The organism is Micromonospora sp. WMMD967 (assembly GCF_029626165.1).
Classification (GTDB): domain Bacteria; phylum Actinomycetota; class Actinomycetes; order Mycobacteriales; family Micromonosporaceae; genus Micromonospora; species Micromonospora taraxaci.
On the sequence record NZ_JARUBK010000001.1, the window covers coordinates 6,694,490 to 6,717,201 of the forward strand.

Here is a 22,712-nt window from a genome sequence, read left to right on the forward strand (position 1 = left end):
GTCAGGCGCGCCGGTACGCGTTGGCGAGCAGCACCCCACCGGCGATGGCGGCGATGCCGCCCGCGAGCAGCGGCGCGGAAGCTGACACGCCGTCGACGAGGAGGCCGCCGCCGACCGCGCCGAGGGCGATGGCGATCTGGAGGACGGTGATGATGAGGCCGCCGACCTGTTCGAGGCGCTCGGGTTCGGTGCGGGCGCCCCAGGTCTGGTTGGTGGTCGGGAAGCCGCCGAAGCCGAAGCCCCACAGCGCCGCCGCCACGAACAGACCGGCGGTGGTGCTGCCGGTCGTGATCATGGCGAGCATGCCCAGGCCGAGGATCGCCGGGAAGAACACGGAGGCGACGCGCAGGCTGCGGTCGGCCAGGAAGCCGCCGAGCGCGGTGCCGGCCATGTTGGCGATGCCGTAGACGAGCAGCAGCACGGCGAGCCCGCCGGCGTCGATGCCGGAGACGGCTTCCGCGGCCGGGCGGATGTAGGTGAAGCCGGTGAACTGGCCTGCGGCGACCAGCAGGATCGCGATCAGGCCGAGCACCAGGACGCCGGAGCGCAGGGTCGTGCCGAGGGCGCGCAGGCCGCCGGTCGATTGCGGGGTGACGCGGGGCAGGGTGACGGCCTGGAAGCTGACGGCGAGCACGGCGGCCCCGGCGGCGAGCACGAACACGGCCCGCCAGCCCCACAGCTCGCCCAGCCAGGTGCCGAGCGGCACGGCGCCGATGGTGGCTATGGCGACGCCGCTGTTGATGACGGTGACCGCGCGGCCGATGTGGTCGCCGGGCACGAGCTGCGCGGCGATCGCGATGGCCAGGGCCCAGAAGCCGCCGAGGCCGATGCCGAGCAGCAGCCGCGCGGCGAGCAGCACGACGAGGTTCGGCGCCACGGCCACCAGCAGGTTGGCCACGACGGCGAGAACGGTGAGGCCCAGCATGACGTGGCGCCGGTCCAAACGGGGAAGGGCGATCGGGAGCAGGAGGCCCGCCAGGCCGGCGCCGATGGCGGTGACGGTGACCGTCTGGCCCGCGGTGCCCTCGGAGACGCCGAGGTCCGCGGCGATGCGCGGCAGCAGGCTGGCGGGCAAGAACTCCGCCATGACGAAGGCGAAGACGCCCAGGCTCAGCGAGACGACGCCGGCCCAGGATGCCTTCTGGTGCAAGTGCGGCGGCGCGATGGTGGTCGACATGCTTTCCCCCCGTAGGTCGCTGACGCAGTGACCGTAACAAGGTTTTGAACCGATCGGTTGGTGATGCGAAGCACTTTTGAACCGAGCGGTAAGATGTCACGCATGAGTGTTTCCACCGGTGGCCGGCCGCGGGCCTTCGACGAGGAGACGGTCCTCGACCGCGCCGCCACGGCCTTCTGGCGGCACGGCTACGAGGGCGCGTCGCTGAGCGTGCTCACCGCCGCCATGGGCATCAACAAGCCCAGCCTGTACGCCACGTTCGGCAGCAAGGAGCAACTGTTCCGCCGCGCGTTCGCCCGCTACCGCGAGACCCAGCTGGCCAACGCCCGCGCGTCGCTGGAGCAGCCCACCGCGATCGCCGCCATCGAGTCCTTCCTACGGGCCAGCGTCACGGAGTTCACCGTGGCCGACCACCCGCCGGGCTGCTTATCCATCCAGGGCGGCCTGGCCTGCTCACCCGAGAACTCGCACATCACCGAGGTCCTGGCCGCCGGCCGCGCCGCCACCGAGAACGCCCTCGTCGAGCGGCTGACCCGCGCCGAGCAGGAGGGCGAGCTGCCGGACGGCGTCGACGCCCGCGCCCTGGCCCGGTTCGTGACGGCACTGAGCGAGGGCCACGCCGTGCACGCCGCGGCCGGCGCGAGCCACGACGAGCTGCAGGCCTCGGTGGACATCGCCATACGAGCCGTCACGGCCCTGCAGCCCGCGAAGGCGACATCGTCGTCCGAGCTGTGACGGCTCCGCAGGCCGCACCGCCCCGTCGAGGCCGAAGCTGAGGGTGCCCCCGAGGTGGCGGTGGGCGGGTATGCCCGGCAAGTGAGCCCGGCCGGGACTTGATCGACTCGGTTTCACGGAATCGGCGGTGTCGAAGGCATTCGGACACCCCGGTTCCGGCGAAACCGAGTCGATCACCGCCCTGCACCGCCAGGCCAGGCCCGTCCGGGACCGACCGCCTGGCCGCGTGACCCCCTGGCCGTCGGGGGCGCGTGGGCGCGTGGCCGTCAGTTCTGGCCGGGCGGCGGCGCGAACACGCCGAGGTGGTTGCCGGCCGGGTCGAGCAGGTGGGCGAGGGTGAGACCGGCCGGCGTCGTACGCGGGGCGACCAGCACCTTGCCACCGGCCGCCTCGGCCTGCCGGCAGGTCTCCGCCACGTCGCTGACCTCGGCGTAGAACACCGCGTAGTTCGGTGACGTCCCGTCGGTCGCCCGGATCGCTCCGCCGATCCCGGTGTCGCCGCCGGCACCTGTCACCCGGTAGGAGCCGCCGTCGGCCGATCCCTGCTCCTCGAAGGTCCAACCGAACAGCTCCCCGTAGAAGCGCTCCGCCTCCTCCGGCCGGTCGGTGCCGATCTCGAACCAGGTGATGGGCGTCGTCGTGGACATCTGCTGCCTCCAAGGTTTCCCGTGCCGGCTCTGCGGCCGTCGTCTCGGAGCAGTCTCCGGGCCGTCCGCGACACCGTCCTGTCGGTGTTTCCGGATCACCCGACGGGGTTTCCGTGCCGACGAAGACGCCGGACGAGCCGGCCGCCGCGCCTCAGACCAGGCTCAGCGGGCGGACACGCCGGTGCGGGATGTCGAGGTCCGTCAGGTGCAACTCCCGGGACACCACGTCGGGCAGCGCCCGGACGCTGCGGATCCGGTCGGTCCGGAAGCAGCGCAGCTCGTCGCGGAGTCGACACCAGGCGACCAGATACCAGTGGCGGGTGTTGCCGAGGTAGCCCAGCGGCTCGACGTCGCGCAGCGAGCCCGTGCCGTCGCGGTCGGCGTACCCGATGCGCAGCACCCGCCGCGCGGAGACCGCGTCGGCGACGATGGCCGGGACGGGCGTGGCCGGGCCGTCGCCGACCAGGTGCACCCGGCCGGCGAGGCGGTGCGCCTCGGCGGCGTCGGCCGCCGGCAGCACCGCCACCAGCTTGCGCAGCGCGGTGCCGCCCGGCCCGGCGAACGGCGTTCCGGCGAGTCGGTGCAGCGCGACGGCCATCGCGACCGCCTCGGCGGCGGTCAGGTTGACCGGCGGCAGGGTACGGGCGCGGTCCACCACGTAGCCGCCGGTGCGCCCCGGCTCGGCCCAGATCGGCACCCCGGCCTCCTGGAGGGCGCCGATGTCCCGTTCGATGGTGCGGCTGCTCACCTCGAAACGGGCAGCCAACCAGCGGGCGCTGCGCGGCCTCGGGGACACCGCCCGCAGTTCCTCGACCAGCGCGTAGAGACGGTCCGTGCGGTTCATGCCCGGCACGCTACGGCCGGGGTACGACCAGCCGGACCGTGCTCAGGCGATGCAGGCACAGACGATCAGCGCGGCCCCGAAGTGGGTGGCGGCGCTGACCCGGGCCGCCGGGTGCGGCTCGGGCGAGCAGATGACCTCGCCGAGCTTGCCCGGGGTGAGCAGGTCCAGCACGAAGAAGGCCAGCGCCATGATGGCCAACCCGACCAGCCCGAAGACCACGGTGGAGGCGAGCCCCTTACCGAAGTCGCTGTAGCTGGTCAGGATCGCGGTGAACACGATCCCGGCGATGCCGAGCTGGTTGGCGGCGAGCAACAGCCCGGCGTTGGCGTTGCGGTCGACCCAGATCAGGTCCCGCAGCCGGCCCGGGGTCAGCAGGTCGACCAGCCCGAACCCGGCCGCCATGAGCCCGACGCCCACGATCCCGAACACGACGCTCTGCCAGGCACCGCTGAGCAGATCCTCCAGCACCGACTGCCTCCCGACTCTCCGCCCGGAGGGGTACCGGCGCGGTGATCGAGACGATAGCGGCAGGGCGCAACCGCGTCAGCCCCGCCGTTACAGCGCCAGGTAGCGCTGCCGCTCGTACGGGGTGACCTCGCGGCGGTACTGCTCCCACTCGGCCCGCTTGTTGCGCAGGAAGAAGTCGAAGACGTGCTCGCCGAGCACCTCGGCGACCAGCTCGGACTCGGCCATCACGTCGATCGCCTCGGCCAGGTTCTCCGGCAGCGCCTCGTAGCCCATCGCACGCCGCTCCGCGCTGGTCAGCGACCAGACGTCGTCCTCGGCGCCGGGCGGCAGCTCGTACCCCTCCTCGATGCCCTTCAGGCCGGCGCCGAGCAGCACCGCGAAGGCGAGGTACGGGTTGGTCGCCGAGTCCAGCGAGCGGACCTCGACCCGGGCCGAGTTGGGCTTGCCGTACGCGGGCACGCGGACCAGCGCGGACCGGTTGAGGTGACCCCAGCAGACGTACGCCGGGCTCTCGGTGATGCGGTCCGGCAGGTGCTGCGGGAAGAGCCGCTTGTACGAGTTGACCCACTGGTTGGTGACCGCCGTGTATTCCCGGGCGTGCACCAGCAGGCCGGCGATGAACGACTTGGCCACCTTGGAGAGCTTCATCGGGTCGCCGCTGTCGTGGAAGGCGTTGCGCTCCCCCTCGAACAGCGACAGGTGGGTGTGCATCCCGCTGCCCGGCTGGTCGGTGAAGGGCTTCGGCATGAAGCTGGCCTGCACACCGGTGGAGAGCGCCACCTCCTTCACCACGTGCCGGAAGGTCATGATGTTGTCGGCGGTGGTCAGCGCGTCGGCGTAGCGCAGGTCGATCTCCTGCTGGCCGGGCGCGACCTCGTGGTGGCTGAACTCCACCGAGATGCCGATGCGCTCCAGCGCCAGCACGCCCTGGCGGCGGAAGTCGCGGGCCACGGCGTGGGTGGTGTGCTCGAAGTAGCCGCCGGTGTCGACCGGGGTGGGCAGCGAGCCGTCCTGCGGACCGTTCTCCAGCAGGAAGAACTCGATCTCCGGGTGGGTGTAGAAGGTGAAGCCCTTCTCGGCGGCCTTGGACAGCGCCCGGCGCAGCACGTGCCGGGGGTCGGCCCAGGACGGCCCGCCGTCGGGCAGCAGGATGTCGCAGAACATCCGGGCGCTCTCGCCGCTGACCCCGCCCTCGAACGGGAAGACCTGGAAGGTGGTCGGGTCGGGCATGGCCACCATGTCCGATTCGAAGACCCGGGCGAAGCCCTCGATCGCCGAGCCGTCGAAGCCGATGCCCTCCTCGAAGGCCGCCTCCAACTCCGCCGGCGCCACCGAGACGCTCTTCAGCGTGCCCAGCACGTCCGTGAACCACAGCCGGACGAACCGGATGTCCCGCTCTTCCAGCGTACGGAGGACGAACTCCTGCTGACGGTCCACTTCCCCAACCCCTCGCGACGCTCATTTGTCCGCATTGGCCGGGCTGCACCCGACCTGATCGCCCAGTCTTCCCGGGCCTGGTTACGCAGACGTTACGCGAACTGCCGCCGGTCGTCCCCTCACCTCCCGCCCGACGGACGGACGCCCCGCCGCGAAGCCCAGCCCGGACCCCCCGCCCGGCGGATACGCCCGCCGCAGCGTGGCGACCATCTCGCCCGAGGGGTGAGATTCACCTGCGGAGGCTGGGGCAAGATGAGGACATGCCCACCCTGCGTCTCGCCCTGTCCCAGGTCAACCCGAGCGTCGGCGACCTCGCCGGAAACGCCGACCTGGTCCGCAGCTGGACTCGCCAGGCCGCCGATGCCGGTGCCCAGTTGGTGCTGTTCCCGGAGATGATGCTCACCGGCTACCCGGTCGAGGACCTGGTCTTCCGGCGTTCCTTCGTGGCCGCGTCCCGGGCCGCCGTGGAGCGGCTCGCCGCCGACCTCGCCACCGACGGCCTCGGTGAGGTGCCGGTCGTGGTCGGCTACCTGGACGCCGACGGCCCACCGCAGGTCAGCGGGGACGCCGAGCCGGGCCGGGGCGCCCGCAACGCCGCCGCGCTGCTGCACCGGGGCACCGTCGCCGCCCGTTACTTCAAGCACCACCTGCCCAACTACGGCGTCTTCGACGAGGACCGCTACTTCGTCTCGGGCGACGCGCTGACCGTGGTGCGGATCGGCGGTGTGGACGTCGCGCTGACCATCTGCGAGGACCTGTGGCAGGCCGGGGGCCCGTTCGCCGCCGCCCGGCGCGCCGGCGTCGGCCTGGTGGTCAACATCAACGGCTCGCCGTACGAGCTGAACAAGGACGACGTCCGGTTGCCGCTGGTGCGTCGCCGGGCCGCCGAGGCGGGCGCCGCCATCGCGTACGTGAACATGGTCGGCGGCCAGGACGAGCTGGTCTTCGAGGGCGACTCGATGATCGTCACCGCGGACGGTGACCTGCTCACCCGGGCCCCCCAGTTCGTCGAGCACCTGCTCGTGCACGACGTCGAGCTGCCGGCCGCCACCGCCGCGACGACCACGGAGAACGTCGCGGACGGCATGCGCATCGTGCACAGCACGCTGGACAGCGTTCCGGCCACACCGACCGGCCCGGCCGCCACCGGAGGTCTGATCGAGCCGGTGGCCGACGAGGCCGAGGTGTGGCAGGCACTGGTCCTCGGTCTGCGCGACTACGTCAACAAGAACCGCTTCCCGTCGGTGGTGCTCGGCCTCTCCGGCGGCATCGACTCGGCGGTGGTGGCCGCGTTGGCCGTCGACGCCCTCGGGCCGGACCGGGTGGTCGGGGTGTCGCTGCCCAGCCAGCACTCCTCCGAACACTCCCGGGAGGACGCCGCGGACCTGGCCAAGCGCACCGGCCTGGACTATCGCATCGAGCCGATCCAGCCGATGGTGGACGGTTTCCTGGCCAACCTGTCGCTGTCCGGTCTGGCGGTGGAGAACCTGCAGGCCCGGGTCCGTGGCGTGATCCTGATGGCGTTGTCGAACCAGGAGGGCCACCTGGTGCTGACCACCGGCAACAAGAGTGAGCTGGCGGTCGGCTACTCCACCCTGTACGGCGACTCGGTGGGCGGCTTCAACCCGGTCAAGGACGTCTGGAAGACGCTGATCTGGCGACTCGCGAAGTGGCGCAACACGGACGCGGCGCGGCGCGGCGAGACCCCTCCGATCCCGGAGAACTCGATCGGCAAGCCGCCGAGCGCCGAGCTGAGCCCGGGGCAGCTCGACAGCGACAGCCTGCCCGAGTACGACGTCCTGGACCCGATCCTCATCGGCTACGTCGACGGTGACCTCGGCCGTGACGGGCTGGTCGAGTCGGGTCACGACCCGGCGGTGGTGGACAAGGTGCTGCGGCTGGTGGATACCGCCGAGTACAAGCGACGGCAGTCCGCGCCGGGCACGAAGATCTCGATGAAGGCGTTCGGTCGGGACCGCCGTCTGCCGATCACCAACCGGTGGCGCGAGCACGGCTGAGCCGTACACCGTGGGGTGTCGGGTCGGTGGCACGGCCCGGCACCGCCTCGCGGCGCCGCACGCGACGGCCTTGCGGCTCTGTCGCCGGTGGCCTCGCGTCGCGGTGGAGTGACATCTTGCACTGGGCCCTGCCATCGCCCCGTCTCGCGGTGCGACGATCGCGACGGAACCCGGGGACCGCGCACGCGGCCTCGAGGAAGGGAGACAGAGATGGTGGAGTCCACTCCGAACGAGGTGACAGCCCTTTACGGGGGCCCGGCCACCCGACGGGTCCGCACCCGGGACCTGATCGCCGCCAAGGAACGCGGTGAGCGGTGGCCGATGCTCACCTCGTACGACCAGTACACGGCGTCGATCTTCGACCAGGCCGGTGTCCCGGTGCTGCTGGTCGGCGACTCGGCGGCGAACAACGTGTTCGGCTACGAGACGACCCTGCCGATCACCGCCGACGAGCTGCTTCCGCTGGTACGGGCCGTGGTGCGGGCGACCCGGCAGTCACTGATCGTGGGTGACCTGCCGTTCGGCTCGTACGAGGAGGGGCCGGCCCAGGCGCTGCGCACCGCCGTCCGGTTCATGAAGGAGGGTGGCTGCCACGCGGTGAAGCTGGAGGGTGGCCGTCGCTGCGCCGCGCAGATCGCCGCGATCGTGGGTGCCGGCATCCCGGTGATGGCGCACATCGGTTTCACCCCGCAGAGCGAGCACACCCTGGGCGGTTACCGCGTGCAGGGCCGGGGCGACGCCGCCGACGAGGTGCTGGCCGACGCGCGGGCGGTGGCCGAGGCGGGCGCGTTCGCCGTGGTGCTGGAGATGGTGCCCGGCGAGGTGGCCAAGCGCATCACCAACGAGGTGCCGATCCCGACGGTGGGCATCGGCGCCGGCCCGGACACCGACGCGCAGGTGCTGGTCTGGCAGGACATGGCCGGTCTGCGTACCGGGAAGACGCCACGCTTCGTGAAGCGGTACGCGGACCTGGCCGGCGCCCTCACCGACGCCACCCGCCGGTTCGCCGACGAGGTCCGGGGTGGGGAGTTCCCCGCCGCCGAACACACCTTCTAGAGCCGACAGCGGCGGGGCGCTCGTAGTCCAGTATCGGTGCCCCGCCGCCCACTCTCGGACCTACGTCACGCCGATCGATCTTGGTAACTGAAACTGTCGTACACGCGTTCTAAACTGTCGCCATGGTGGAAGCGTTGGCGCAGGCGGAAGAGGTTGTCGCCGCCTGCGCCGACACGGCGGCCTGGGCCCTGCCCGCGCATGAGTTGATCGCCGCGCTCGACACCGCACACCGCGTCGAGCAACGCCTCGCCGCGGTAAAGCTCGACCTGATCCGCGAGCTGGACGGTCGAGGCATCGCCCGCGCGCACGGTGCCTCCTCGACGACAGTGTGGCTACGCGAGCGACTCCACCTCACCGTCACCGCGGCCCGCCGCCTGGTCGACCTCGCTGCCACCCTCGACACCGGCAATCCCGCTGTACGCCAGGCACTGCTCGACGCGACCATCACCGTCGAACAGGCCAGGGTCATCGCCGAGACGGCCACCACGGTGTCCACCACCGCCGGCACCGAGGTCGCCGACAAGGCCGTCGGCGTACTGGTCGACTGGGCCGGGCAGTTCGACCCCACCCTGCTGCGCCGGATGGCCACCCGCATCCTCGACCATGTCGCCCCGGAGATCGCCGACGCGACCGCCGAGGCGGCGCTGCGCGCGGAGGAGGCGCGTGCCGTCCGGGACCGGCACGTCACCATCAGCAGCCAGTCCGACGGTCGGCTACGTCTCTCCGGCGTTCTCGACGTCGAGGCAGCAGCCCTGCTGCGCGCCGCACTCGACCCGCTCGCCGCACCATCCGGCCCCGACGACACCCGCACTGCCGGGCAACGCCGCCACGACGCCCTCGCCGACGTGTGCCGCCTCGCCCTGCGCACCAGCGACCTGCCCGAACACGGCGGCGACCCCACCCAGATCGTCATCACCACCGACTACGACGCGCTGACCCGACAGCTCAGAGCCGGCACCCTCGACACCGGCCTACAGCTCACGCCCGGTGCCGTGCGCCGACTCGCCTGCGACGCCGCCATCATCCCCGCCGTCCTCAACAGCGCTGGCCAACCACTCGACGTCGGCCGCCAACGCCGCCTCATCACCGGCCCACTCCGACGCGCCCTCGTGCTGCGCGATCGTGGATGCGCCTTCCCCAGCTGCGACCGCCCACCACGATGGTGCGACGCCCACCACATCCAGCACTGGGCTGACGGCGGCAGCACCAGCATCGCCAACGCCGTCCTGCTCTGCGCCCACCACCACCGGCTTCTGCACCACAGCGACTGGACGGTGCAGCTCGCCAACGACGGCCACCCTGAGTTCGTCCCACCTGCCTGGCTCGACCCGCAACAACTTCCCCGCCGCAACCACTACCACCGACGGACATAGGAAGACGACGCACCGAACGCCAGTCGCGTAGGCGCGTAGGCGCGTAGGCGCGTAGGCGCGTAGGCGCAGAGGCGCAGAGGCGCAGAGGCGCGGCCGGGCACGCCATGCACCGGGCACGCCATGCACCGGGCACTGCCGCACCGCCGCGGACCGCCCCAGCACGCGCAGCCACGCAGCGGTGCGGCGATCTATGGAGCGCAACCACCCACGCACCGGGTGCAGCGACCTAGGGAGCGCAACCACCCACGCACCGGGTGCAGCGACCTAGGGAGCGCAACCACCCACGCACCGGGTGCAGCGACCTAGGGAGCGCAACCACCCACGCACCGGGTGCAGCGACCCATCGGGCGCAGCCGCACGCCGGGCGCAGCGACGGCAGGAGACGCCATCAAGCAAGGGGCGTCAGATGTCGGTGACGCGGATTCCGGCGTGGGCCTTGTAGCGCTTGTTGATGGCGATCAGGTTGGCGGTGAACGCCTCGATCTGGTGGGCGTTGCGCAGCCGGCCGGCGTAGATGCCACGCATCCCCGGAATCCGCGCGGCGAGCGCACCGACGATGCCGACCAGCTCGCGGTCCTCGGTGCAGATCAGCACGTCCAGGTCGATCCGGTCGACCTCGGGGTCGGCCAGCAGCGGGGCGCTGACGTGGTTGAACGCCGCGCACACGCGGGAGTCGGGCAGGAGCGCGGCGGCCTGCTGCACGGCGCTGCCCTCGGCGACGGTCAACGCGTACGGGCCCTGCTTGTCGAAACCGAGCGGGTTGACGCAGTCGACGACGATCCGGCCGGCGAGCGGCTCGGCGAGGGCGGCGACGGTGGCGGCGTGCCCGTCCCACGGCACCGCGATGATCACCACATCGCTGCGTCGGGCCACCTCGTCGTTGGCCGCGCCGGTGACACTGCCGTCGGCCGGTACGCCGGGCAGCGCGGCGATCTCGGCGGCGGACTCGGCGGCCCGTTCGGCGGAGCGGGACCCGATCAGCACCGTCTGCCCGGCCCGTGCGAACCGGTAGGCGAGGCCCCGCCCCTGGTCGCCGGTGCCACCGATGATGCCGACAGTTAGCCCGGACACGTCGGGGAGCGTGCTCGCGTCGTATGCCATGCGGTCATCCTCGCAAACCGTCCGGCCCGCCACCGCGTCAGCCCGCCGCCGGTCGGGTCGGTCGGGCCAGCTCGGAGAGGCCGGCCCGGCACCGCGTCGGGCCGCCGCCGGTCGGGTCGGACGCTCCTATGACGCGTCAAGTGGCTGGGGAGGGTTTTCGAGGCGTCGGTAGAGGTCTCGGGCGACGTAGCGTTTGAGGCAGCGTTTGATCTCGCGATCGGTTCTGCCTTGGGCGCGGCGGCGCTCGGCGTAGGTGCGGGTGGTCTCGTCGCGTTGTAGGCGGGTCAGGACGATGGTGTGTAGGGCGCGGTTGAGTTGGCGGTCGCCTGAGCGGTTGAGCCGGTAGCGGATGGTCTTGCCGGATGAAGCGGGGATGGGTGCGGCGCCGGCGAGCATGGCGAACGCGGCGTCGTTGCGGCAGCGTCCGGGGTGCGACCAGGCGGTGAGTACGGTGGCCGCGACGATCGGTCCGACGCCGGTCAGCTGCAGCAGGTCCGGGCGCCAGGAACGCACGATCGTCCGGATCGCCTTCTCGTGCTCAAGGGCTTCGGCTTCGAGGAAGCGGACGCGGCGGGCGAGGTCCCGCAACACGCTCAGGCAGGTGAACACGTCGACATCCGCGCTGGTGGTGGGGCGTAGTCGGGTGGCGGTCGTGAGCATGAGGCGGGTGCTCTGGCCACGGAAGCGGGCTCGCACCACCTCGGGGGCGGTGATCACCAACGCGTGCAGCTGCCGCTGGGCGTCCGAACTGGCTTCCACAGCTGCCCGGCGGGCGGTGAGTCGTGCCTGCAACGCCGCCCGCTCGGATCCCGTCTTGGGCTGCGCCAAGCGGGTGCGGGCCAGTGCGTCGCGGGCAGCCCGTTCGGCGTCGATCGGGTCGGACTTCGCCCCCGCGCGGCGCGCCGGTCGCACCGGCCGGTCCAGCTCTACGACCAGCTCACCGGCGTCGGCCAGGTGCCGGGCCAGGCCGGCGCCGTAGCCGCCGCAGCCCTCGAGGGCCCAGGCCCGCAGCCCTGAGTGCTGTCCGGCCAGAGCCACCAACTCGGCATAGCCGTCCGGGTCGGTGTTCACCGTGGCCCTGGCCAGGACACCACCGGTGCGGGTGTCGAGCACCGCGGCGGTGTGCGTATCTCGGTGCGTGTCGACGCCGATGACGACCTCGACCAGATCTGCCAGCATGGACATGCGTTCTCTCCTCACCGTGGGGACGCAATGGTCCGGTCCGGTGCGGAGATGGCAGGACTGTGATGAGACACGCCAGCCGCTAACTGGCGGTCAAGCTCCTGATCAGGCCAAACGTCTCCCGCCGGGCCGGCGCAGGCAGCAGCAGACGGACAAGTCCGGTCAAGGGCACGAAGCCAGTCAGGCCAAGAGTCACGCCCACCGCTGCCAGCTATCAGCTCACCACTGCTGAACCGACCCCGCCATGCTCACAGTCAGGCCAGCTCGGAGAGGCGGTGCCGCAACCGCGTCGGGCCGCCGCCGGTCGGGTCGGTCGGGCCAGCTCGGAGAGGACGGCCCGGCACCACGTCGGGGCCGCCGCCGGTCGGGTCGTTCAGGCCAGCTCGAACAGGACGGTGCGGGCCGCCGGGTCGGCGGTGACCAGGCGGACCCGGACCCGTTCACCGAGCGGCAGTTGCCCGAGGCAGCGGGCCCGCACCGGAGGGGCGTCCAGGGCCACGGTGCCGCCCGGCGGTCGGGGCCGGGACCGGCCGTTGGGTGGGGCGTCGACGTCGAGGACGGCCGCGTCGAAGGTTTCGCCCACCCGGTGCTCCAGCACGGCGGCCTCGGCCAGGTCGACGGCGCCCCGGGCGGCCGCCGAGGCGGTCCGGTCGGTGCTCGCCATCACCTCCGGCAGTCGGGGCAACGCGGCACGGGCCCAGTCGGGCACCGGCTGGCCGGCGTGCAGCGCCAGGCACACCTCGGTGGCGTACCGGTCGGCGAGGCGTCGCAAGGGCGCCGTGACGTGGGCGTACGCCGCCGCCACACCGCCGTGCTCCGGCTGCTCCGGCACGGTCCCGTCGAAGGCGGTGTACGCGGCGCCGCGCATCAGCTCGGCCGCCTGGTCGATGAACGCGGCGGCGCGCGGCTGGGAGGCGTCCAGACCGGCGATCACCTGACCGGGGCCCATCTCATCCGGCCAGTGCACGCCCAGCGGCGCGGCGGCGGCCCGTAGCCGCTGCACGGCCTCCGGCTTCGGCGCCGGCATGGTCCGCAGCAACCCGACCCGCCCGGCCAGCATGATGTCGGCGGCGGCCATCCCGGTCAGCAGTGAGATCTGGGCGTTGTGCTCCTCCATGGGCACCGGTGCGCGCAGCACCAACTGCCAGCCCTCACCGTCGGGCTCCAGATCCTGCTCGGGCAGCGGCAGGTTGATCGCGCCGCGACGCAACCCACGGGCGGTCAGCAGTTCGCCGATCTCGGGCAGGAGCGCGATCGGGTCGGGCAGCCGGCCGGCCTCGGCTGCCGCCTGCACCCCGGTGTAGTCGAGTTTGGCCCGGCTGCGGACCAGGGCGCGTTCCAGCTCGACCGCCACGGTGCCGCCGTCGGCGTCCAGGTCGATCGTCCAGACCACTGCGGCCCGGTCGTCGTCGGGCAGCAGACTGGCGGCGCCCTCGCTGAGCGTGTGCGGGTGCAACGGCACGTTCCCGTCGGGCAGGTAGATGGTCTGCCCCCGCCGCCAGGTCTCCGCCTCCAAAGCGCCGCCCGGCTTGACGTGCGCGGCGACGTCGGCGATCGCGTACCGCACCCGGTAGCCCCCGCCGGGACGGCGGGCGAGGTGCATCGCCTGGTCCAGGTCCCGCGAGGTCGCCGGGTCGACGGTGACGAACGGTGTGTCGGTGCGGTCGACGGGCGGACGGGGCGGCGCGCTCGCCGCCTCGTCCGCCTCACGCTGGGCGTCGGGCGGGAACTCCTCGGGCAGGCCGAGTTCGCGGCGCAGCGCGCCGAAGTCGATGCGGGGCGCGAGTACGCGTCGGATGACCACGGGTCAATCCTGACAGCGCCACCGGTGATCCGCTTCCGGTGACCGGCCGAGATGTCCGCCCGGCGCGCCGGGGCGGCCCGCTCAGCCGGTGGCCTTCCGGGCGGTGCTACGCGTACCCCTGGGGGCGGTGGCGCGTGCGGCGACCGGGCGGGCCGGCGACTTACGGGCGGTGACCTTGCGGGCCGGGGCCTTCGCCGCGGCGGTCCTCTTCGCCGGCGCTTTCTTCGCCGCCGCCTTGCGCGCGGTGGTCGACGAGGTGCCGGTCACCTTCGCGGCGGGTGCCGTCCTGGCCGTGGCCTTGCGGGCGCCGCCGCTGGGGCGGGTGGACGCGGCCTTCTTGGCGGGGGCCTTCTTGGCGGGGGCCTTCGTCGCGGCCGTCTTCTTCGCCACCGTCTTCTTGGCGGCGGACGCCTTCGTCGCGGTCTTGCGCGCCGGGGCCTTCGCCGCGGTGGCGGTCTTGCGTGCCGTCGCCCTCGTCGCGGTGGCGGTCTTGCGGGCAGGTGCCTTCGCCGCGGCGGTGGTCTTCTTCGCCGCCGAGGTGGTGGTCTTCTTCGCGGCGCTCGCGGTCTTCTTCGCGGCGCCGGTGGTCTTCTTCGCCGTACCCGCGGTCTTCCTCGCGGCGGCGGTGGTCTTCTTCGCGGTCGCGGTGCTCTTGCGCGTCGCGGGCCGCGTCGTGGCGGCGGTGGAGGTGCGTGATGCCGGGGCCCGCTTCGCGGCGACTGTCGTCGTGCGGGTGGTGGTCTTCTTCGCCGGGGCCTTCTTGGCCGTCGTGGCCCGGCTGGTCGTGGTGGTCCTGCTCGTCGTGGCGGCCTTCTTTGCGGGAGCCTTCTTCGCGGGGGCCTTCTTGGCCGCCGTGGTGGTCTTCTTGGCCGGGGCACGCCCCGCGCCGCCGGCCGCCTTACGCGCCGGGGCCTTCGCCGCCGTCGCACCGGCGGTGGACTTGCGGACGGGGGTGGTCCGGCTCGCCCCGGTGTTCCGTTCCGCCGCGGCGGTCTTCTTCGCGGTGGTCCGTCGGGCAGCCGGGCGGGTGGTGGCCTGCTGTGCTTCGGCCATCGTGGTTCCCTCCTTGGGGACGTGCTCTCGCGTGCGTCCTCGCGGAGCACGAAATGCCTCGGCGCGAGCCGTCCCGCGCCGCCTACCTGTCTTCTCCGGCCCAACGAGCGTCCTCGGCATCCCACGCCTCGTTCCGCTCCTGCACTCGTTGCAGGGCGTTCTCCGCGTCGGCCGCCGAGTTGTACGGGCCGAGTACGTGCTTGGCCGGACACACGTCGGCGTCCGTCTCGACCCGGTGATGCCGGGTGCACCAGTAGAACTGCCCACCACGTCCGCTGTCGCTCATGGGAATCACTGTGCACCGCGATCCGGCCGGCCGCCACCGGATCGCACAAGTCGCCGACCCTCTCCACAGTAGATATGCATTGCGTTCGTCGGGCCGGAACAGCAAAAGAAGCGCAGGCCGGGACACTTTTCCCACCGGTGACCGTCGGCTGAACGGCCAGTTCCGGCGTACGGCGTGGCTGGTGCAGGATCGTCCCCGTGATCAACACGGTGACCGGTACGGGGGCGTGCCCGGGGTGTGGGGCCACGACGAGATCCGTACGCGACGCGGTGCCCTGGTGCCCCCGTTGCGAGTGGAATCTGGACACGTACGACCCGGTGCGGCGCGAACGCGAGTTCGGCTGGACCTGGGTGGACAGGTGGACCTACCGGATGGCGTTCCGGGCGACCACGCGGCAGTTCACCGAGTTGGCCGGGAGACCGCTGGGCGCCGACGGGTCCGGTCGCGCCCGAACGCTCACCGCGTTGGCGTCCCTGGTGCTCGTCGCGGGGGTGCTCGCTCTCGCGGTGACCGGTGTGTGGCTGACCGTGGCGTTCCCGTTTCCCAACCTGGCGATCCTGCCCGGTGTCGTGATGGTGGGTTTGGCGATCGCGCTGCGGCCTCGCTTCGGTCGGCTCGACCCGGACCTGGAGGTGCTCTCCCGGGACCAGGCGCCGGAGTTGTTCGCGCTGATCGACGAGGTGGCCACCGCGATCGGGGCGCCGACGCCCGACGTGGTCGGCGTCGACAGCCAGATCAACGCGTACGCGGGCACGGTCGGCCTGCGGCGACGGAAGGTGCTGTGCCTCGGACTGCCGCTGTGGGGTTCGCTCACCGGCGGCGAGCGGGTGGCGTTGCTCGGCCACGAGTTGGGCCACTTCGTCAACGGTGACCCGCGCCGGGGCCTGCTCACGCAGCCCGCGTTCACCATGCTCGGCTCTGCCGCGGACCTGTTCCGGCCGGTGCGGACCGGCGGCGGCGGTGGGCTGGTGGAGATGGTGGGCGACGCGCTGGGTCGGGCGTTCCAGTGGGTGGTGTCCCGGGTGCTGTTCGTCGGCCACCTGGTGCTGGTGAGCGTGGCGCTGCGGGACAGCCAACGGGCCGAGTACCTCGCCGACGAACTCTCCGCCCGGGTGGCCGGTTCGGCTGGCGCGACCGAGTTGCTCGACGCGCTGCTCAGCGCGGAGTCGATGGCGCTGGCGGTGCGCCGGGAGACCCGGGCGGGGCACGGCCCGGAGCGGTGGCGTTCGGCGTTGGCCGAGGCCCGCGCCGCGAACGCCGATCGGCTGCCGCTGCTGCGCCAACTGTCGGTCCGCGACGAGGCGTCGCTGTTCGCCGCCCACCCGCCGGCCGGGCTGCGTCGCCGGATGCTCACCGACCGACAGTGGCAGGACCCCTCGGTGGTGGTCACCGAGGCCCGCATGGAAGAGATCGACGCTGAGCTCGTCCGGGAGTACGAGCGCTTCCGCCGTACCGTCAGCTGGTCGGCCTGACGCCCGACGTGGCGTGCCGGGACGGCGCTGGCCGGCGGGCTCCTGCCTATGATCGCCGGATGGGAACACCGGACTACATCGTGGGTATGCGCAAGCATGTCGGGCACGACCTGCTCTGGCTGCCCAGCGTCAGCGCGGTGGTCCGCAACGACGCCGGTGAGCTGCTGCTCGGTCAGCGTGCCGACGACGGCCGCTGGTCGGTGATCAGTGGTTTCGTCGAGCCGGGCGAACAGCCGGCCGCGGCGCTGGTCCGCGAGGTGCGGGAGGAGACGGGTCTGGAGGTCGCGCCGGTGCGGTTGTCCAGCGCCGTCTCGCACCCGCACACCTACCCCAACGGGGACCGCTGCGAATACCTCAACCTGGGCTTCCTGTGCCGGTTGGTGTCCGGCACCGCCCGGGTCAACGACGACGAGTCGTTGGCCGTCGGGTGGTTCCCGGTGGACCGGTTGCCCGAGTTGGACAAGCACGCCCTGCTGGTCCTCGCGTACGCGTTGCGCGAGAACCCGGTCGCCGGTTACCTGGAGCCGGGCACCACCTGGGACGACGTGCCCGACTGAGGTTCACACCGGGGTCGCCGCGAGGGCGACCGGCTCGGCCGGGGTCGCCCGGGCCGCCCCGATGGTGTACGCGAGGGCGTACGGCATGCAGGCCAGGTAGAGCATGGGTTCCGCCAGCACCTCGTTGGTGATGATGTGGAAGATCTCCCATGGGATGGCGGGCCGGGGTACGCCCACGTTCCAGTCCGTCCAGGCGGCGAGGAGCCACAGCGGCGCGGAGATGTGGTCGACGCCGCCCAATGGGGTCGGACCGCTGACCGGGCCGGCGCGACTGCCTGCCGAGACGGCGTCGAGAACGGCGAGAATCACCGCGAGGTCGGCGGCGGCGAGCGCGCCGACGACGCCCACCCACCAGGCCGTACGGAGGCGATTGCGGGAGGCGAGGCTCGCTGCGGCCCAGAGGGCCAGCGTCAGCCCGGCCAACCAGAGCAGCAGCCCGGGCACGAAGGTGGCCAGGTCGTCCGGGGAGATGGCGGACAGGAACACGACAGTGGTCGCGCCGATGGGAAGCACCACGCCGAGCGCGATCCGCAACGGGCCGTCGAGTGCGGTGTGCCGGGCCCAGCGTCCGGCGAACATCGCCAGCAGCACCGCCATCGCGACGGTGAGCGTCGTCCAGATCGGCTTCTGCGCCCGCTCCGACCAGCCGTCGGCCAGTACGCGCGCGATCGGGTTGAGGGCGAACGCACTGACGAGCACGATCCCGACGCAGGCGATCGGGGAGAGCAGGAGCGCGGCGACGGTGCTGCCGGCCCGACCACGCATGACGGCACGGTCGACGACCGGGGCACCGGCGCGACCGACGGCCAGGCTCATCGCGAAGCCGAGCATCTTCGTCCGACGGCCGCTCTCGGCGAGCACGTGCAACTCGGCGGCCCATTCGCGGCGCAGGTCGTCTCGGACGTCGACGGACCAGCGGCGGGCGGCCATCTCCACCAGCAACGCCGCGACCCGTCGGCTCACCACGCCGGCGCTCCGGTCGGCTCGGTGCCGCCCCACGATGGACGGCTGTCGGGGATCGCGGCTCGCAGGTCGGCGAGCGCCTGTCGGGCCCGCGTCACCCCGACGGCGGTGAGCCGGTAGTAGCGGCGGGCCGGCCGACCGGCCGCGACGGGATCGATGTCCTCCCAGTCGGCGGCCAGCCAGCCGGCCTCGGTGAGCCGGTGCAGCACCGGGTAGAGGGTGCCGCTGGGCAGGTCGGTCATCCGCATCAGGTCCAACCCGTAGCGCTGCGCGTCGGGTTCGGCGAGCAGCGCCGCGAGCACCTTCGCCACCGGAATGGTCATCCGCATCCGGCAACTGTATCGGAACTCTACATAGGGGTGGGTACCCGTTCGACGGGAATCCACAGCTCGGCGTCCGCCTCGGTGCCGTCCGCGGAGACCCGGACCCGGGAGATCTCCGGTCCAGGTCGGCTGCGGTACGGGTTGGACGGAAACCACTGGGTGAACACGTCCCGCCACAGGTACTGCACCGCCTGCGGGAACGCGCCCGACGTGGTGAACACCGCCCACGTGCCCGCCTGCACCGGCAACGCGTCCATGTCCTCCGGCGGGACGGCGCCGGTCACCACCCCGTGCCAGTAGTCCAGCTCGGTGCCCTCGGCCCGGCTGTCGGCGAGGTTGTCGCTGACGTTCACGATCCCCTTCGGCTCCTGATCGGAGAGGGCCTCGATCCGCGCCGTCGTCTCCTTGTCGATGCCCTTGATGAACGCGACGATCGCCGGGTTCATCCCCTCGTGCACCAGCGGAACCCGGGCCTTGCGCCCCACCAGCGCGAACGCGTCCTTGTCGACGATCCGGTAATCCATGCTGCCGCTCCCTTCGACGGTGAGTCGGAAGGACATCCGGGGCTGGGCGCGCAGCGTCGCCCCCGTACGCCGAGCCTCTCCGGGCCCCACGCCGTGTACGGCCTGGAACGCCCGGGCGAACGCCTCGGTCGACCCGTAGCCGTAGTGCACCGCGACGTCGAGCAACGTCCGCTCCCCCGCCAGCACGTCCGCCCCGGCGACGGTGAGCCGACGGCGACGGATGTACTCCGACAACGGCATCCCGGCCAGCGCGGAGAACAGCCGCCGGAAGTGGTACTCCGACGTCAGCGCGATCCGCGCCAGCTCCGCCACCTCGATCTTCTCCTCGAGGTGCCGCTCGATGTACGTCATGGCTTCGTTGAGCCGCTCCAGCACCAGGATCTCCTTCCCTTTCGAGCAGTAACGCTAGGCAGCGAGGCCCTTGCCGCACCCGACATCCGGTGCCCGCAATGGTCGGGTCGACCGTCCTGTCGTAGCCTGGCGGACTTTGCTTCTTCGAGGAGGTTGACGTGGCCGAGTATCCGCAGGACGTCGTGCAGCGCTTTCACGGCACCCCCGAGCAGGTGGACGCCGGACTGGTCGGCGAGCTGCCCCGGAGCTGGAGGGCCGTGGTCATCGAGGAGTACGACAGGGCGTGAGCGCAGCTGTTCACCGCCGTCCACGCGTCGCTCACCGAGGCGTTGGGACCGCTGGTCGTCGGTGTGGAACACGTCGGGTCCACGGCGGTGCCGGGGCTGGCGGCCAAGCCCGTCGTCGACGTCGACCTCGTCATCGAGGACACCGCTGAGGAGCCGAGCTATCTTCCGACCCTGGAACGGCTCGGTTACCGACTCGTCCTGCGGGAGCCCTGGTGGCACGGGCACCGGATGCTGCTCAGCCCCGCCGAGGACGTCAACCTGCACGTCTGGCCCCGGAACGCGCCGGAACCCGTCCGGCACCGGCTGTTCCGCGACTGGTTGCGCTCGCATCCGGAAGACCGGGAGCGGTACGCCGCGGCGAAGCGACGCCTCGCACGGGACACCGCGCATCGCCCCCGCGACTACAGCCTGGCGAAGAACGACGTCATCGACGAGATCTACGCGCGCATCTTCGCCGCCTGACGGAGCACACGTAGATCTTGGACACTTTCCGTTAGGAGCTAACGGAAACTGTCCAAGATTCGGCCGTAGGCCGAGAGTGTGAACCTGCCAATGACCATCCGGATTCGTCAGGAACAGTCGAAGCGGTAGTCGAACGGCCTGGTGGGGCACGTCGTGCAGACGAACAGGTAGATCCCGCCGACATCGCCCAGCATGATGCCGCTCGGGTTCTGAATCGTCCGCCACGGGTGATCGTCGGTGGTGTCCCATCCCCACCCAGCCATCGCCGGACGATCCTCTACCGGAATCCACCGCTTCTCGTCACCGCGGCTGAACTCCCAACTCGCGACTGTCAGCAGATGATCCATGGACGCGCCGCACCCGCAGACCGGCCAGTCCGGAGACTGGGTCCAGCCGGGGTAACCGCCGACCTTGATCCCCGGGGCGACCGCCAGATCGGTTTGGTACTCCCAACCGGTCTCCTGCGCCACCCGACTCATCGTGTCTCTGATCTGCGGCCAGACGGCATCCGGAAGGTCCCAGGACGGGTACTCGGTGACCCGCTCCGGGTCGAGCACGCACGGGTTGGGGACGTGCGTTGGATCTGACTCCCCATCCGGTGCGGGCATGTCCTGACGTCGGGCACCGATGTCGGCGCGGCGACGCCACCGCAGTGCAGGGCGAGGTGTCGTCCACGGGTCATGGTCGAATGGGCACCACAGGATCTGCAGCACGTCCGTACCCGCTGGGAACGGCACCTCGGGCACGTCCTCGGCCAGCAACTGCACTACCGGCACCAACGGCGCCGCCGGCTCACCCGGACCACCCTCGTAGTGGTCGCCGGGCTCCGGTCCGTCGCACATCGGCCAGGCCTCGTCGGCCGGCCACAGCAGCGGGCCGCCCACCGAACTCTGGTCCGCCGTCGGCGAACCTGGGCGGGGATGCAACCGGACGGTCGTCCGTGCCAATGGGGCAACCGGCGCAAAGACCTGCGGCACGTCGATGGGGCTGGAGGGGGTGGTGTGCACACCGCCGATCGTAGGAGGCGCGCAATCACGATGCTCAGCGCAGTGGCTGCTGCATGATCCAGGTGGGTACGGGCTCCGACAGCGAGCCCAGCACCTCCCAGCCGGCTCGACGGTACAACTCGACGTTGCCCGGGTTGCTGGTCTCCAGGATCGCCGGAAGCCCTTCGGCCGCGGCGCGATCCAGTCCGGCCCGCATGACGGCCCTGCCCCAACCGCGTCCGGCGCTGTCCGGGTGGGTGCCCAGCACACCGAGATACCAGAACGGGTACGTCGGCAGGGCAGCGTGCATCGCGTCGTCGTAGCCCTGCACGCGGGCCCGCACGTCGGCCGGATAGGGAGACACCTCCGGCGACCCGTGCGCGGCGGCCGGCACGGCAGCCGGCACGGCAGCCGGTTGCCCGGCCGGCGGGTCCCACAGGGCGACCGACGCGCCGCCGCCCAGCGTCCAGACGGACGACAGGTGCACCCGCTTGTCGAAGAGGTGCCCGAAGAAGGCGGCGGCGTAGCGCGGGTAGGTGGCCTCGTCGGGGAACAGGTGTCGCAGGACGGGGTCCTTGACGAACGCGGCGACCAGGCAACCGACGACCGCCTCGCGGTCCGCTGGGGTGGCGATGGTGATCTCGGGCGTCGTCATGAGATTGACGATATTGCAGGCCGTCCGGCCCCACCGACCCCGGCGCAGGACGGCAGACTCGTCGCATGAACATCGATGACTACCGGCAGCACTCCGCGTACAGCGATCCCGGTCGGCACGCCGCGCTGCTCGACGCCGTCCCGGCCGACATCGCCTCGGTGGCGGCGACCGTCCGCAACGTGATCGTCCACTACCGCGCGGGCGGCGTCGAGTTGCCCCCCGACCGGCTCGAGGAGGTGAACTGCCGCTGGGTGGACCGCATCCTCGACACCGACCAGTCCCGATTTCCGCTGCCGCTCGCTGCGGAGCGTCCGGCCGTGGACCGGGTGGCCGGCTGCTGCCGGGACCACACGCTGCTCTCCGTCGCGGTGCTGCGTCAGCACGGCATTCCCAGCCGCAGCCGGGTCGGTTTCGCCTCGTACTTCGCACCCGACTGGCACCACGACCACGTGCTGGTGGAGTACTGGGACGGCCACCGGTGGGTCTGGGCCGACCCGGAACTCGACCCGGCCGGCGACTGGGGGTTCGACGGCTACGACATCGACCCGAAGGCCGGGCTCTTCGACTCGGCGGCGCGGGTGTGGTCGGCCTACCGGGCCGGGACGATCGACCCCGACCGCTACGGGGTGAGCCCGGAGCTGCCGGTCCGAGGCGACTGGTTCATCCACGACTACGTCCTGATCGAACTGGCCCACCGGCAGAAGGACGAGTTGCTGCTCTGGGACGGCTTCGGCGCGATGACCGAGGACCTCGCCACCGCCGACCTCACGCTCGTGGACGAGATCGCCGCGTTGCTGCTGGCCGCCGACGACGGCGACGAGGCAGCGGAGAAGGCCCTCGCCGACCGGTACGCCAGCGACACCCGACTCCGCCCCGGCCCGCAGGTGCAGTGCATGTCACCGGTTTCCGGCACGGTCAGCGTCGACCTACGCCGCTGAGCGGCCCGGATCC

At 71.8% G+C, this 22,712-nt stretch carries 24 protein-coding genes; 9 read left to right on the forward strand and 15 right to left on the reverse strand.

What is annotated here, in order from left to right; genetic code table 11:
• Nucleotide 1 precedes the first annotated feature (1 nt).
• The gene (locus O7631_RS30005; protein ID WP_278147337.1) at nt 2–1,177 is read right to left on the reverse strand and encodes an MFS transporter; all 1,176 of its coding nucleotides are present in this window, start codon (nt 1,175–1,177) and stop codon (nt 2–4) included.
• 102 nt (nt 1,178–1,279) lie between these two features.
• Between O7631_RS30005 and O7631_RS30010 the strand changes: the two genes are divergently transcribed.
• Complete coding sequence (locus O7631_RS30010; RefSeq protein WP_278147338.1) at nt 1,280–1,912, forward strand: TetR/AcrR family transcriptional regulator; 633 nt, start codon at nt 1,280–1,282, stop codon at nt 1,910–1,912.
• 266 nt (nt 1,913–2,178) lie between these two features.
• On the opposite strand, the gene O7631_RS30015 is transcribed toward O7631_RS30010, so the two are convergent.
• The 4 genes from O7631_RS30015 to glnA form a co-directional block, all read right to left on the reverse strand.
• Nucleotides 2,179–2,559 carry a VOC family protein gene (locus O7631_RS30015; protein ID WP_278147339.1) on the reverse strand — a complete coding sequence of 127 codons (381 nt, stop codon included), beginning with the start codon at nt 2,557–2,559 and terminating at the stop codon, nt 2,179–2,181.
• 151 nt (nt 2,560–2,710) lie between these two features.
• Nucleotides 2,711–3,403 (reverse strand): WYL domain-containing protein, encoded by a 693-nt coding sequence (locus tag O7631_RS30020; protein WP_278147340.1) that lies wholly within the window; start codon nt 3,401–3,403, stop codon nt 2,711–2,713.
• A gap of 42 nt (nt 3,404–3,445) precedes the next feature.
• Nucleotides 3,446–3,871 (reverse strand): DUF350 domain-containing protein, encoded by a 426-nt coding sequence (locus O7631_RS30025; protein WP_088988294.1) that lies wholly within the window; start codon nt 3,869–3,871, stop codon nt 3,446–3,448.
• Between the two features lie 87 nt (nt 3,872–3,958).
• Nucleotides 3,959–5,308, reverse strand: a complete 1,350-nt coding sequence (gene glnA, locus O7631_RS30030) for a type I glutamate--ammonia ligase (protein WP_203151084.1) — start codon at nt 5,306–5,308, stop codon at nt 3,959–3,961.
• A 260-nt stretch (nt 5,309–5,568) separates the two neighbouring features.
• Between glnA and O7631_RS30035 the strand changes: the two genes are divergently transcribed.
• From O7631_RS30035 to O7631_RS30045, 3 genes are all read left to right on the forward strand, one after another.
• Nucleotides 5,569–7,326 carry an NAD+ synthase gene (locus O7631_RS30035; RefSeq protein ID WP_278147341.1) on the forward strand — a complete coding sequence of 586 codons (1,758 nt, stop codon included), beginning with the start codon at nt 5,569–5,571 and terminating at the stop codon, nt 7,324–7,326.
• 210 nt (nt 7,327–7,536) lie between these two features.
• Complete coding sequence (gene panB / locus O7631_RS30040; RefSeq protein ID WP_278147342.1) at nt 7,537–8,382, forward strand: 3-methyl-2-oxobutanoate hydroxymethyltransferase; 846 nt, start codon at nt 7,537–7,539, stop codon at nt 8,380–8,382.
• A gap of 122 nt (nt 8,383–8,504) precedes the next feature.
• Complete coding sequence (locus O7631_RS30045; RefSeq protein ID WP_278147343.1) at nt 8,505–9,755, forward strand: HNH endonuclease signature motif containing protein; 1,251 nt, start codon at nt 8,505–8,507, stop codon at nt 9,753–9,755.
• A 402-nt stretch (nt 9,756–10,157) separates the two neighbouring features.
• Here the strand turns inward: O7631_RS30045 and npdG are convergent, their stop codons facing one another.
• The 5 genes from npdG to O7631_RS30070 form a co-directional block, all read right to left on the reverse strand.
• Complete coding sequence (npdG, locus tag O7631_RS30050) at nt 10,158–10,856, reverse strand: NADPH-dependent F420 reductase (RefSeq protein WP_269682969.1); 699 nt, start codon at nt 10,854–10,856, stop codon at nt 10,158–10,160.
• Between the two features lie 126 nt (nt 10,857–10,982).
• Nucleotides 10,983–12,041 carry an IS110 family transposase gene (locus O7631_RS30055; protein ID WP_278143465.1) on the reverse strand — a complete coding sequence of 353 codons (1,059 nt, stop codon included), beginning with the start codon at nt 12,039–12,041 and terminating at the stop codon, nt 10,983–10,985.
• Between the two features lie 370 nt (nt 12,042–12,411).
• Nucleotides 12,412–13,842, reverse strand: coding sequence for an RNB domain-containing ribonuclease (locus O7631_RS30060; protein WP_278147344.1), 1,431 nt, complete (start codon nt 13,840–13,842; stop codon nt 12,412–12,414).
• A gap of 81 nt (nt 13,843–13,923) precedes the next feature.
• Nucleotides 13,924–14,895: a histone gene (locus tag O7631_RS30065; protein WP_278147345.1), complete on the reverse strand. Its 972-nt coding sequence runs from the start codon at nt 14,893–14,895 to the stop codon at nt 13,924–13,926.
• An 82-nt stretch (nt 14,896–14,977) separates the two neighbouring features.
• Nucleotides 14,978–15,181 carry a hypothetical protein gene (locus O7631_RS30070; RefSeq protein WP_278147346.1) on the reverse strand — a complete coding sequence of 68 codons (204 nt, stop codon included), beginning with the start codon at nt 15,179–15,181 and terminating at the stop codon, nt 14,978–14,980.
• A 197-nt stretch (nt 15,182–15,378) separates the two neighbouring features.
• On the opposite strand from O7631_RS30070, the gene O7631_RS30075 reads away from it, so the two are divergent.
• Together O7631_RS30075 and O7631_RS30080 are read left to right on the forward strand one after the other, a co-directional pair.
• A complete protein-coding gene (locus O7631_RS30075) occupies nt 15,379–16,653 on the forward strand; it encodes a M48 family metallopeptidase (protein WP_278147347.1) in 1,275 nt (424 codons plus the stop codon).
• Between the two features lie 59 nt (nt 16,654–16,712).
• Nucleotides 16,713–17,210, forward strand: coding sequence for an NUDIX domain-containing protein (locus O7631_RS30080; RefSeq protein WP_278147348.1), 498 nt, complete (start codon nt 16,713–16,715; stop codon nt 17,208–17,210).
• Between the two features lie 3 nt (nt 17,211–17,213).
• On the opposite strand, the gene O7631_RS30085 is transcribed toward O7631_RS30080, so the two are convergent.
• The 3 genes from O7631_RS30085 to O7631_RS30095 are packed head-to-tail and all read right to left on the reverse strand — an operon-like array spanning nt 17,214 to nt 19,395.
• Nucleotides 17,214–18,176, reverse strand: a complete 963-nt coding sequence (locus tag O7631_RS30085) for a hypothetical protein (RefSeq protein ID WP_278147349.1) — start codon at nt 18,174–18,176, stop codon at nt 17,214–17,216.
• Complete coding sequence (locus O7631_RS30090; RefSeq protein WP_088988285.1) at nt 18,170–18,502, reverse strand: helix-turn-helix transcriptional regulator; 333 nt, start codon at nt 18,500–18,502, stop codon at nt 18,170–18,172. The genes O7631_RS30085 and O7631_RS30090 overlap by 7 nt, the downstream gene beginning before the upstream one ends.
• A 20-nt stretch (nt 18,503–18,522) precedes the next feature.
• Nucleotides 18,523–19,395 carry an AraC family transcriptional regulator gene (locus tag O7631_RS30095; protein WP_278147350.1) on the reverse strand — a complete coding sequence of 291 codons (873 nt, stop codon included), beginning with the start codon at nt 19,393–19,395 and terminating at the stop codon, nt 18,523–18,525.
• 134 nt (nt 19,396–19,529) lie between these two features.
• Here O7631_RS30095 and O7631_RS30100 point away from each other — a divergent pair, with 134 nt between their 5' ends.
• Nucleotides 19,530–19,658 carry a hypothetical protein gene (locus tag O7631_RS30100; protein ID WP_278147351.1) on the forward strand — a complete coding sequence of 43 codons (129 nt, stop codon included), beginning with the start codon at nt 19,530–19,532 and terminating at the stop codon, nt 19,656–19,658.
• Nucleotides 19,659–19,664: 6 nt separating this feature from the next.
• Nucleotides 19,665–20,120, forward strand: a complete 456-nt coding sequence (locus O7631_RS30105; RefSeq protein ID WP_278148065.1) for a GrpB family protein — start codon at nt 19,665–19,667, stop codon at nt 20,118–20,120.
• A gap of 107 nt (nt 20,121–20,227) precedes the next feature.
• On the opposite strand, the gene O7631_RS30110 is transcribed toward O7631_RS30105, so the two are convergent.
• Nucleotides 20,228–21,127, reverse strand: a complete 900-nt coding sequence (locus O7631_RS30110; protein WP_278147352.1) for a hypothetical protein — start codon at nt 21,125–21,127, stop codon at nt 20,228–20,230.
• A 34-nt stretch (nt 21,128–21,161) separates the two neighbouring features.
• Nucleotides 21,162–21,761, reverse strand: a complete 600-nt coding sequence (locus O7631_RS30115) for a GNAT family N-acetyltransferase (protein WP_278147353.1) — start codon at nt 21,759–21,761, stop codon at nt 21,162–21,164.
• Nucleotides 21,762–21,826: 65 nt separating this feature from the next.
• On the opposite strand from O7631_RS30115, the gene O7631_RS30120 reads away from it, so the two are divergent.
• Nucleotides 21,827–22,699, forward strand: a complete 873-nt coding sequence (locus O7631_RS30120) for a transglutaminase domain-containing protein (RefSeq protein ID WP_278147354.1) — start codon at nt 21,827–21,829, stop codon at nt 22,697–22,699.
• Nucleotides 22,700–22,712: the final 13 nt, after the last annotated feature.